Here is a 12,416-nt window from a genome sequence, read left to right as displayed (position 1 = left end):
TGCCCGCCAGGATCCGAACCAAGCGCTTTTCACGCAGCGCACTCATGATTTCGGTCACTAGCGCAATATTTCCGAGCGATTTGAACCCTGCATAAAACCATTGATTCTGAAACCTTATGCCCAACCGGGCATGCCCCATTTCGAGCCACTCATATGAAATGTAGTAGAGGCGGTTTGGCGAATTGGGATGAACGGCAATCGACTCGTGACCGGGCCTCGAGCGATAACGCCTAACATGGAAATCTTGAAGGGTAAAACCCTGCTGCTCCAGAACGGTCCGGACTGCCGTACGCTGCAAGAGACTTCTCTGTGCCTTAACACCGTCGCCGCGTAGCTGAAGCCTCGGCTCCACCGCGACCGATGGCAGGAAGTCAATGCGTTCAAACCCCGGTGCCGCGCCTTGGTAGCTGACCAGTGTCGATTGGCGCCCTTGTTGAACGGGCCTCAACATCCTCAGCAAATCATCCGTTTGCCCAGGCCTCGCGGGGGCTGGAGGTACCCAACTGTCCAGAGCCGCGCGGATGCCAAGCATATGACTTGCCGTTACCTGGCGGGAAGAACCTGACAGCTCAATCATCCTCCTGACCGTAAACTCTCGGGTTTCATTCGTCATGGTGGGAAAAGCCTCACCCACATACTGATCCAAAGGCCTGTCGAACAGCGCCGGATGGTTTTGCCATCCTCCTGCCGGGTTGCGTGATACTGGAATGGGTTGGTCGCCAATGTCAGTGCTTGTCCACCGCACGATATCGGTTCCAGCCGAAAACGACAGGGGCTCATCCCTGGTGATAAATGAGATACCGGTCAACGGTGCATGCTCTCCTTGAGGGAGCATCCTGTAAAAACCGCTGTCCGGCCCCAGGATGGCAGCATTGGGAGGAGCCACGCGCAAGAACCTGGCATTGAGTGCAGACCCTGTTGGGGCCGCGCCGACTTCAAACACTCCGGGCGTCGGGGAGTACACTATTTGATCGGGACGAACTTGAGTACGCCACGCCAGCCACCCGGTGTCCGTTGTGCGCGACTGTAGAATCCGCTGCTGAGTCGCCGTGGGGCTGGGTGGTTGCCAATCCGGCGATGGCGACCGGGGAGCATGCCACGGGTTGAGCACCCCTGAACTCGTGCCCGCCACCGGTTGCGGTGCATCGGCGCCCAGTAGCCATTCCCTGGGCTGATGAATGGTCAAAATCAGTTCGTCCTGCCCCGGTGCCTGCTTGTTTTTCAGGCGAAACGACGACTCGTTGCTACGCCGATAAAGCGGGTAATGGTGCGTGTCATCCGCCACAAAGGGTTCACCGCTTTTCACATAGACGCCTTTCTCACCCGGCCCTTTCAACGCCACCGCCCCCTCAGGGGTGCCCTTGATCCTGAAGCGCTCCAGCGCGTTGAGGTGAGTCACGGGGGACGGCGCCAGGCGGGGAGTCTGGCTCGTCGTCATGCGCAAGCGGTGTATCCGCCCTAGGGCCGACCTGAGTGAGGGTCGAACACCGCGAGTCGCAGTACCGCCCGCCTTCTTCGGGCCGGGGATAAAATTCGATAACAGGTCGATAGCCATAAATCCGCTCATAAAGCCCACATCGACCGCATCGCGGGGGTCGCCAAAGCGGTGATAACGTCGGGCTACGAGCAGCAGCTCATAGAAGTCATTGAACATCCCGAACAGCGGACTGAAAAACGCGACCAACCTGCGTTTAGTCGTATCGCTTTGCTCGCCTAAGCGGCGGGCCCTATAGTCCTGGAGCGCCTTGCCGGAGCGGCTGGCAGCCTGGGCCTGGCGTTGCAGCCCAAGCACGCTGGCGCGGTACAGCAATGCCTTTGCGTCGCTGTGGGACGTGGCGACAATCGCCAGCCATCCTTTCGGATCACTGGCAATCTGCTCAAGGGTTTGGGCGTGGAGCTCATCGAGCAACGCCGTCGGCTCCAGATGCTTGATACGGAATGAGCGAATAAACTCGACGCCCTGCCATACCCCTTTGACCAGGAAAAACGTGGGCGTCACATCAAGCACGTTGAATACCTGACCGAACTCATCGGCGTTGGCCGGATGGTGACTGATCGCCTCAAATGCCCAGCCGGGCGCGATCTGTCGCGCCAGCCTCTTGAGGTTTTCAGGCAATGCGCCAATACGGTTCAGCGCGTCATGGGCCTGTTGCAGGCTGGCATACTCGGTCAGCACCGTCGCTTGCTCAGCCTCGGGCCAATAGACCACACACAACCCGGAGCGCTTGTCGTGCACCACCACTATCCCAGCGATGTAGCGATCATGCTGCAGGGTGTGGCCCACCAAGTGAATCACGCACAGTTGCAACTCATGCTGGTTTTTCAACAGGTCTTGTGGCGTACGCGCCGCCATCGCCGTGTTGAATACACTTTGTGCATTCGCCGACAACCCTCGTTGCGTCGCGGCGAACAGATGATGGGCAAAGCCCGCTTGCAGCGCGCGATTGAGTAACTCGGGAATACGCCCTTGGCTCAGCGTGTGGTTGATGTCATTCGGTGGGTAAAAGACCTTATTGATCAATGCGTCGTACTGACCACCGATATCCAGCGAAGACACCATACGAAGCAGATAATCGACAGTGAGCTGTTGTTGCCAGTTGGGTTGCAGAAAACGCGCGCGGTTCAATCGCCACCGCGTCCAGGGCGCCAACGGGTCCATGTTATGCAGCACCAACTGCAGCAGGCTGAAGGTTGTGCGCGTAAGGCTCGGGGTCAGGGTTATGTTGCGATCACCCACGCTACAGGCGCTTGAATACCCACAATAGCTGCCTTGAACATCATCGGGTAAGTCAATGAAGTCCTGCTCGATATCAAACCCTGGAGAGATGCCGTCCTCACGCAAACGCGCCGTCAAAACGCGACGGGCAAATGTGCCCACGTCGGGCAGGTAGTGCTCAAGCCGGGTTTTAAAGGCAAAGGCCCCACTGAGATAAACCCGCTGCAAGCGCTTGAAATGGGTGCGCTGCGCACGCGTTGCCTGCGCCAGCCAGGCTGGACAGTTTTTCGCCTCGGACGCGGCCTTGCGCAGCAACTCGACATTCGCCAGGGCCTGGCTCAGAGCGCTGTTGACGGGAATCTCCAGCTGTTGTTCCAGCTCAGCCTTCAACAGCGCGCGGCTTAGCTCGACATCCTTGACCTCACTGAAAATACGCGTGATGTCTTCGGTGCTGTTCAGCAAGCGGCTGTAGGTCCCAAGCAGCTTCTCGATTGAGGCCAACACAGGCTTTTTGTCGATGGGCACGTAGCGCACTGCCAGCGTGCCATGCATCGCATGTGCACGTAAGTCGTTACGCTTATCGCGCTCGACACAGCCCCATAACACCGAGTCATCCGGGCTACTCAGGCTCGCCTTGACGCTTCGGGTCAAGGCGTCCAGCCCGGCAAAAGCCGTCACCCCGCCGCTCACCCCGAAAACGTAGAGCACCACCGGACGCTGGCGCGCCGGAACCCTCACCGCCGCCGCCGTAGTCACCAGCCATAAGTTATGCAGTGAATAGAACGCGTCTGGCTCACTGCCCACCGCGATCGACAGCACCTGGGTTTCACTGCCCTGGCGTTGTTCCGGCGCAGGCCGCTCCACGACCTCGATCACCAGGTCCCGATGCGCCGTGCTCAGGAGCTTGAGCCGGTGTTGCAACTCTACCTCGCACCGCAGCGCCTCGGTTTGGGCGCTCATGAACAGAGTGCCACGCCGCGGAGTGCCCATCCCGCTTGGGCGCTCAGCCCAAAACTCTTTCTCGCCCAGCCGATGCTTCGCATCTTGCGTCAACATTTTCAATGTCTGGGTATAGACCTTGAGTTGGTTCACCTGCGATACGAACTGCTGATACGCGGGCGTTTCTGCACTGGGATCCTGCGGATCCAGCAGCGCGACGAGGCCTTTTTCGTAACGTTTGACCTGCTGCTCTACGGTGCGCAAGGCCAGGCCAGGCGCGGTACTGGCAAAGATAATTTCTGCGCTTCGTCGTTGCTGATCCCACTGGAGCAATTCGTCACTCACGACGCCCAGCCGTGCGCTGCCGACCAGTTGCTTGCGGGTGCCCTCTACGTGCGCGAGAAACAGCGCGGCATCCAGCGGCTCAGGCCGAGGCCGTTGCGTAGAAAACACGTGGGCGTGATAGATCATCGCGGCACAGGCCAATTCGTTGTTCCATTGCTCGCTCAACAACGCTTGCGCGCCCACCACCAGCGCGTCGCCCATCACTTCCAAGCCACGGCCGACACTGGACGCCTGGGACAAATCCGCGGGCCGGCAGAGTTTATTGCGACGGCTCAATGGCAGGCACTGCCAGAGGTCGTGAAACAGCGCCCTGTGCAGCTCCAGCACGCCACACTGCAGCGCAACGAAGGACGGGTACTCGTAGAAGTTGCGCACGACTCCCGGCAAATAAATGACATGCGGCATGTCGCTGGGGTCGCCTTCACGAAAAAAATGCAAGGCACCGGGGATCGTCAGTGCCGGCGTACCGGGCCACATCAGCCGGCCCACCTTGACGCTGGCCCAGTCCCCACCTGCGCGCTGGCGTGCTTGCGCGGTCGGGGCATCGATCACGGCCTGCACCATGCTCATTCCCGTTTTCGATAATTCATCCAGTTGCAGCGCCATAAAGGCCCGGTCCGCAAAGAGTTCCTTGTTCAGCTCCACCCAATGCTCTCGACGGGTAAGCCAGGAGCCCCGTGCCAGGCTGTCCCAGTAGTCGGCTTGCGCACGGGACAGTCGCTCGAACAGCCTCAACGCGATGACTCGCTGCTGGACCTGCAACGGTGTATCGGGCAACCGCCGGCTCGGATCACCCTTGACGCTCAGGGCGGTGAACTGATTGGCGTTGATCGGCACCGCTGGCTTGACCAGCAGCAATAACGCCCGCTGGGTCAAACTCTCGACTTTCGACGGCACACCTGGCGCCCCGGACTCGGTAAACAACACGCTGTCCGGGTCAACCCCAAAGGCTTTGCGCAGCTCGGTGCGGATCACTTTCAAGACGCTGGGTGCACGCCCTATCAAGCGTGTGAGCGCCTGTGCCGACTCTTTGCACCGCCAGTCGGCAAGGCCAATCTGATTGATCTGGCGGCTGGGATGGGTATAGGTGTTCATCCGTCGTCCCAGTTGATCGCGAATGACCTGCAACGCGGACTCGGCAGCGATCTCGGCGTCGGTGATGGCGTTTTTTTCAGGTGAGCGATTGGAAAGCGGTGTAGCGCCGGGGTGAACGGGAGGCGAAGTCATGGCGTTTTCTTCTCTATGAGGAAAACACCCAGCCTAAGCAACACTGATATGCGAAAGGCGCTAGATAGTTGAACGTGCACTGCAAAAAAAGCCCGCAGTGTGGGCGGGCAAAAAACCAACGAAGAGCTTTGGGGGTATGAAGCGAGGTGACGACTCAGCTACCGCGATAAGTGGAGTAGCTGTAAGGCGAAATCAGTAGCGGGACATGGTAGTGATCCTGTTCGGCGCTGATGCCGAAGCGCAGTACCACCACATCAAGGAAGGCCGGTGCAGGCAATTGCACGCCACGGCCGCGGTAGTAATCGCCGGCGCAAAATTGCAGCTGGTACACGCCGCTGCGGTAGTCGTCACCTTGCAGCAGCGGTGCATCGCAACGGCCGTCGCTGTTGGTGATGGCGGTGGCGACCAGTTCCAGCTGCGCCCCTTCGACGCGGTACAGCTCAACCTTGATTGCGCTGCCGGGGCAGCCGTGTGCGGCGTCCAAAACGTGTGTGGTCAAGCGTCCCATGGCGTCTGCGCGCCTCCCGAAGTCAGTAGATAAGAAGACCGCACTTTTTTTGGGCATCAAAAAAGTCGGCGATGGCTGATTAAGACACTTTTTAAAAAAATTGTACACAATAAAAATCACAAACTCAGCGATGCTCCCGGCTGCGCTAATCCGCAGGGCAATTGACGGGTAATCCTTGCTTTCAAACGACCTTTTGTCCATTAGCTGACCAGTTAGGCAAGTTTCTTGCTAAGCCATATGCACAGCACTCAGCAGAAAAAATGCAGAAATGCAGGCTTACAAAGTTGCCGATAAGTTGTATACAATCACTCATCGCTGTGACGCCACCCAGTCTTTTCACGGCCCGGCCGCCACACACACTTGCTACCACGAACAAGAAGGAAGACTGCAGTGAGCGCTGACTACCCACGCGACCTGATCGGTTACGGCAGTAACCCTCCTCACCCCCACTGGCCGGGCAACGCACGCATCGCGTTGTCTTTCGTACTCAACTACGAAGAAGGCGGTGAGCGCAACATTTTGCACGGTGATAAAGAGTCCGAAGCCTTCCTCTCGGAAATGGTTTCAGCCCAGCCGCTGCAAGGCGAGCGCAACATGAGCATGGAGTCGCTGTACGAATACGGCAGCCGTGCCGGCGTGTGGCGCATCCTCAAGCTGTTTAAAGCATTCGATATTCCGCTGACCATCTTCGCCGTGGCCATGGCCGCCCAGCGCCATCCGGATGTGATCCGCGCGATGGTTGGTGCTGGCCACGAGATCTGCAGCCACGGCTACCGCTGGATCGATTACCAGTACATGGACGAGGCCCAGGAGCGCGAGCACATGCTCGAAGCCATCCGTATCCTCACCGAACTGACCGGCGAGCGCCCACTGGGCTGGTATACCGGGCGCACCGGCCCCAACACCCGCCGACTGGTGATGGAAGAAGGCGGCTTCCTCTACGACTGCGACACCTATGACGACGACCTGCCCTACTGGGAACCCAACAACCCCACCGGCAAGCCGCACCTGGTGATCCCCTACACCCTTGACACCAACGACATGCGCTTCACCCAGGTCCAGGGTTTCAACAAGGGCGACGACTTTTTCGAGTACCTCAAAGACGCGTTCGACGTGTTGTATGCCGAAGGCGCCGAGGCACCGAAGATGCTCTCCATCGGCCTGCATTGCCGCCTGATCGGCCGCCCGGCGCGCCTCGCCGCCCTGAAGCGTTTTATCGAGTACGCCAAGGGCCATGAACAGGTGTGGTTCACCCGCCGCGTCGACATTGCCCGCCACTGGCACGAAACCCACCCGTACACGGGAGCGGCGAAATGACTGCGTTCCAAACCTTGAAACCGTCGAGCCTGAGCCGCGACGCATTCGTCAAAGCGTTTGCCGACATCTACGAACATTCGCCATGGGTGGCCGAAAAGGCCTTCGACCTGGGCCAGGACAGCTCGATCGATGAGATCGAAACCCTGCACCAGCGCATGAGCGACATCCTGTTGAGTGCCGATCATGCCAGCCAGTTGGCGCTGATCAACGCTCACCCGGACTTGGCCGGCAAAGCTGCCGTCCAGGGCCAACTGACCGAAGCCAGCACCCATGAACAAGCTGGCGCCGGTATTCACCAGTGCACGAGTGAAGAGTTCTCACGCTTCACTGAGCTGAACGACGCCTACAAGGCCAAGTTCAAGTTTCCCTTCATCATGGCGGTAAAAGGCAGCAACCGGCATCAGATTCTCGCCGCGTTCGAAACGCGCATCCACAACTCGGCAGACGCCGAGTTCAAATGCGCCCTGGCCGAGATCAATAAAATCGCGTTGTTCCGATTACTGACCCTTTAGCAGACCTGGCCCGAGCGCTCATGACGCCCAGGGCCTGGCGAGCATCCCAAGCCACTTAATCTAAGGCAGACAAGAAGAATGAAAGCGCAACCCGTACCTTTCGAGAAGTTCGTCAACCTGGCCGACGCCCGTCTGGGCACCAAGATCATTTCGGTGACCGATGACTGGTTCGCTGACGCCAACCGCCTGTTCCAGCCGACCCCGGCTGTGTGGAAGGAGGGCGTTTTCGATGACAACGGCAAGTGGATGGACGGCTGGGAGTCACGCCGCAAGCGCTTCGAAGGCTACGACAGCGCAGTGATTCGTCTGGGCGTGCCCGGCTCGATCAAAGGCGTGGACATCGACACTTCATTCTTCACCGGCAACTACCCGCCGTCGGCATCGCTGGAAGCCTGCTTCCTGGCCTCGGGCGAACCTGACGACAACACCCAGTGGGTTGAAGTGCTGTCGGCCGTTGAGCTGCAAGGCAACAGCCATCACTACCACGAGATCAACAATGCCCAGGCGTTCAGCCACCTGCGCTTCAACATCTACCCGGATGGCGGCGTGGCCCGTCTGCGTGTATACGGCGTGCCGTTCCGTGACTGGTCGGCTGTGGGTGACAACGAACAAGTCGACTTGGCGGCAGCCTTGAACGGCGGTCGCGCGCTGGCCTGCTCCGATGAACACTTCGGGCGCATGAGCAACATCCTTAACCCAGGCCGTGGCATCAACATGGGCGACGGCTGGGAAACTGCCCGTCGTCGTACACCGGGCAATGACTGGGTGATCGTCGCGCTGGGCCACCCGGGTGAGATCGAGAAAATCGTGGTCGACACCCTGCACTTCAAGGGCAACTACCCGGACACCTGCTCGATTCAGGGCGCGTTCGTGAAGGGTGGCACCGACAGCCAGATCGAAACCCAATCGCTGTTCTGGCGCGAACTGCTGCCAGCACAGAAACTGGAAATGCACGCTGAACACACGTTTGCCGAGCAGATCAAGGCACTGGGGCCGATTACCCACATCCGCCTGAACGTGTTCCCGGACGGTGGTGTGAGCCGCCTGCGGGTTCTCGGTAAGGTAGCGAAATAAGGGTGAGCCCAATCGCGGGCGAGCCCGGCTCCCACAGGGGTACGCGGTCAAATGTGGGAGCCGGGCTCGCCCGCGATAGCGGTAGACCAGACAACATCAAATTCGAAAATTTAAGAAGACAGCCATGCGCACACTGATGATCGAACCCCTGACCAAAGAAGCCTTCGCCCCTTTCGGTGACGTTATCGAAACCGACGGCAGCGATCACTTCATGATCAACAACGGGTCGACCATGCGCTTTCATAAACTGGCGACGGTCGAAACCGCGACGCCTGAAGACAACGCCATCATCAGCATCTTTCGCGCCGACGCGCAGGACATGCCGCTGACCGTGTGCATGCTGGAGAGACACCCGCTGGGCAGCCAGGCTTTCATTCCGCTGCTCGGCAACCCCTTTCTGATCGTGGTCGCGCCACTTGGCGATGAACCTGTATCGGGCTTGGTCCGCGCCTTCGTTACCAACGGCAGGCAGGGCATTAATTACCATCGCGGCGTCTGGCACCACCCGGTGCTGACGATCGAAAAGCGGGATGACTTCCTGGTGGTTGATCGCAGTGGCACAGGCAATAACTGCGATGAGCATTTTTTCAAAGAGGATGAGCGGTTGATCCTCGCCCCCCACCAATAAGAGAAGGTCTGATCACCCGACAACAAGGGTGACAGGCGAGAGGTTAAGACTGTGGAAGCACATTTGATGGAATGGCTGAACCTTAGCGTGCGCTGGGTTCACATGATCACCGGCGTCGCGTGGATCGGCGCTTCCTTCTATTTCGTCTGGCTGGAAAACAACCTGAATCGCGTCAACCCCAAAGACGGCCTGGCCGGTGACTTGTGGGCAATCCACGGTGGCGGTATCTACCACCTGGAAAAATACAAACTGGCCCCACCGACCATGCCGGACAACCTGCATTGGTTTAAATGGGAAGCCTATTTCACTTGGATGTCGGGCGTCGCGCTGCTGTGCGTGGTGTTTTACGCCAACCCAACCTTGTACCTCCTGGCCCCGGGCAGCAGCCTCAGCGGTCCGGAAGGCGTACTGCTGGGCCTCGGCTCGCTGCTGGCCGGTTGGTTCATCTACTCCTTTCTGTGCGACTCGGCCTTGGGCAAACGCCCTGCCCTGCTCGGTTTCATTCTGTTTGTGCTGTTGATTGCCGCCGCGTACGGCTTCAGCAAAGTGTTCAGCGGCCGTGGCGCTTACCTGCACGTGGGTGCAGTGATCGGCACGATCATGGTCGGTAACGTGTTCCGCATCATCATGCCCGCCCAACGCGCGCTGGTGGCGGCCATCGCCGAGAACCGCACACCCGATCCGGCCTTGCCCGCCAAAGGCTTGCTGCGCTCACGCCACAACAACTACTTCACCTTGCCGGTGCTGTTCATCATGATCAGCAACCACTTCCCGAGCACCTATGGCAGCCAATACAACTGGCTGATCCTGGCCGGTATCGCGGTGGCGGCGGTGTTGGTGCGCCACTACTTCAACACTCGGCATAACAGCCAGAAGTATGCGTGGACCTTGCCAGTGGGCGCCTTGGCGATGATTTGCCTGGCCTACGTGACCGGTCCAAAACCGGTATCGACTGCCCCGGATGTGGCCAAGGCGCCTGCCGCCATCGAGTACCAGCCATTGCCGGAAACCGCATTGGGCGGTGGCCTGAAACCCGCCGCGCCAACCGCCCCGGCAGCACCTGCTGCGGCACCTGCACCGGCCCAGGCATCGATTGATTTCGACAAGGTGCACGGGGTCATCCAGGAACGCTGCGCCGTGTGCCACTCGGCCAAGCCCACCAGCCCGCTGTTCAGCACGGCACCGGCGGGCGTGATGTTTGATACGCCGCAGCAGATCCAGCAAATGGCACCACGGATCCAGGCGCAGGCGGTGGCGAGCCAGATCATGCCGTTGGGCAACATCACCCAGATGACCCAGCAGGAGCGGGATTTGATAGGTACTTGGATCAACCAAGGAGCCCGCACAAATTAACTGATTCACACAGAACCCCATGTGGGAGCGGGCTTGCTCGCGAAAGCGGTGTGTCATTCAATCAATCAGTGACTGAACTACCGCATTCGCGAGCAAGCCCGCTCCCACAGGGGTTATGCAGTGTTTGAAAGATCGCGTTCCACCCGGCAATTGAATGCCAAACAACACAACAATAAAAAGATCCGAGGTGTTGCATGTCCCCGTTAGAAACGCAGACTCCTGCCGCGCCTGCCATGGTGCGGCTCCCCCTTTTGCAACTGATGCTGGTAGGCCTGCAACACGTCTTGCTGATGTACGGCGGCGCCGTTGCCGTGCCCCTGATTATTGGCCAGGCCGCGGGCCTCGGCCGTGAAGAAATCGCCTTCCTGATCAACGCCGACCTGCTGGTGGCCGGTATCGCCACCCTGGTGCAGTCGTTCGGTATCGGCCCAGTGGGCATTCGCATGCCGGTGATGATGGGCGCCAGTTTCGCCGCCGTCGGCAGCATGGTAGCCATGGCTGATATGCCCGGCATCGGCTTGCAGGGGATCTTCGGCGCAACCATCGCCGCCGGGTTCTTCGGCCTGCTGATCGCACCGTTCATGTCCAAGATCGTGCGCTTTTTCCCGCCGTTGGTGACCGGCACCGTGATTACCGCCATCGGCCTGTCGCTGTTTCCGGTGGCCGTGAACTGGGCCGGCGGCGGCAGCGCCGCTGCCACCTTCGGTTCGCCGGTTTACCTGGCAATTGCTGCCTTGGTGCTGGGTACTATCCTGCTGATCAACCGTTTCATGCGCGGCTTCTGGGTGAACATCTCGGTGCTCATCGGCATGGCGCTCGGCTACGGCCTGTGCGGCATGCTTGGCATGGTCGACCTCAGCGGCCTGGCCCAGGCGCCATGGGTGCAGGTGGTCACGCCGCTGCATTTCGGCATGCCCAAATTCGAGTTGGCGCCGATCCTGTCGATGTGCCTGGTGGTGGTGATTATCTTTGTCGAGTCCACCGGCATGTTCCTCGCCCTGGGCAAGATCACCGGCCAGGAGGTCACGCCGAAGATGCTGCGCCGTGGCTTGCTGTGTGATGCCGGCGCGTCGTTCTTTGCCGGCCTCTTCAACACCTTTACGCACTCCTCGTTCGCGCAGAATATCGGCTTGGTGCAAATGACGGGCGTGCGTTGCCGCTCGGTGACGATCATGGCCGGGGCGTTTTTGATTGTGCTGAGCCTGTTGCCCAAAGCGGCGTATTTGGTCGCGTCGATTCCGCCGGCGGTACTCGGCGGCGCAGCGATTGCCATGTTCGGCATGGTTGCGGCGACCGGGATCAAGATCCTGCAAGAGGCCGACATCGCCGACCGCCGTAACCAGTTGCTGGTAGCGGTGAGTATCGGCATGGGCCTGATCCCGGTGGTGCGTCCGGAGTTCTTCGCGCAGTTGCCATTATGGATGAGCCCGATTACCCACAGCGGGATTGCCATGGCCACCCTCAGTGCGTTGTCGCTGAATGTACTGTTCAACATCCTCGGCGGTGCTGAACGACCCGTCGTCGCCCCTACACACTGATGCGTTCCTGCTCTTAACAAAAATAATAACGAACAGAGAACAACCACATGCACGCCATTCACCTGGGGCCGGCCACAAGCCGCGCCCCATTCTTGCCCCACGCGCTCGCTAACAGCGCACTTGAGCCAAGGCCTGGGAGCCAGTATTCTCCGCGCCCGCTCGAATCGACTCAAAAAAAAACAGCGAATGTAAAAGCTGACTGCAGGGCCAACTTATCCCGGCCCCGTGTCTGCGGCCAACGTGCACAAAAGAACCTGCG

Annotated in this window: 8 protein-coding genes; 6 read left to right on the top strand and 2 right to left on the bottom strand. The window is 59.5% G+C overall.

Annotated features, from left to right (window positions below; all coding sequences use genetic code 11):
* Positions 1-5,227: dermonecrotic toxin domain-containing protein (locus E0F99_RS18455; RefSeq protein ID WP_207303087.1), on the bottom strand; the 5,227-nt coding region annotated here is incomplete at its 3' end.
* A gap of 154 nt (positions 5,228-5,381) precedes the next feature.
* On the bottom strand, positions 5,382-5,735 hold the full coding sequence (gene uraH, locus E0F99_RS18450; protein ID WP_083360390.1) for a hydroxyisourate hydrolase: 354 nt from the start codon (positions 5,733-5,735) through the stop codon (positions 5,382-5,384).
* A 390-nt stretch (positions 5,736-6,125) separates the two neighbouring features.
* Here uraH and puuE point away from each other — a divergent pair, with 390 nt between their 5' ends.
* The 6 genes from puuE (at position 6,126) to E0F99_RS18420 (ending at position 12,157) form a co-directional block, all read left to right on the top strand.
* Positions 6,126-7,052 carry an allantoinase PuuE gene (puuE, locus tag E0F99_RS18445; RefSeq protein WP_083357554.1) on the top strand — a complete coding sequence of 309 codons (927 nt, stop codon included), beginning with the start codon at positions 6,126-6,128 and terminating at the stop codon, positions 7,050-7,052.
* Positions 7,049-7,564 (top strand): 2-oxo-4-hydroxy-4-carboxy-5-ureidoimidazoline decarboxylase, encoded by a 516-nt coding sequence (gene uraD, locus E0F99_RS18440; RefSeq protein ID WP_083357553.1) that lies wholly within the window; start codon positions 7,049-7,051, stop codon positions 7,562-7,564. Before puuE ends, uraD begins: the two co-directional genes overlap by 4 nt.
* A gap of 78 nt (positions 7,565-7,642) precedes the next feature.
* Entirely contained in the window at positions 7,643-8,638 is a 996-nt protein-coding gene (gene alc / locus E0F99_RS18435) for an allantoicase (RefSeq protein WP_083357552.1), read from the top strand.
* A gap of 124 nt (positions 8,639-8,762) precedes the next feature.
* Positions 8,763-9,266: an ureidoglycolate lyase gene (locus E0F99_RS18430; RefSeq protein WP_003209110.1), complete on the top strand. Its 504-nt coding sequence runs from the start codon at positions 8,763-8,765 to the stop codon at positions 9,264-9,266.
* A 51-nt stretch (positions 9,267-9,317) separates the two neighbouring features.
* A complete protein-coding gene (locus tag E0F99_RS18425) occupies positions 9,318-10,619 on the top strand; it encodes a urate hydroxylase PuuD (protein ID WP_083357551.1) in 1,302 nt (433 codons plus the stop codon).
* A gap of 194 nt (positions 10,620-10,813) precedes the next feature.
* Positions 10,814-12,157, top strand: a complete 1,344-nt coding sequence (locus tag E0F99_RS18420; protein WP_083357550.1) for a nucleobase:cation symporter-2 family protein — start codon at positions 10,814-10,816, stop codon at positions 12,155-12,157.
* Positions 12,158-12,416: the final 259 nt, after the last annotated feature.

The organism is Pseudomonas antarctica, from assembly GCF_900624995.1.
Classification (GTDB): domain Bacteria; phylum Pseudomonadota; class Gammaproteobacteria; order Pseudomonadales; family Pseudomonadaceae; genus Aquipseudomonas; species Aquipseudomonas antarctica.
Note: the sequence above shows the minus strand (reverse complement) of the source record. Positions and strands in the feature narration are given on the sequence as shown.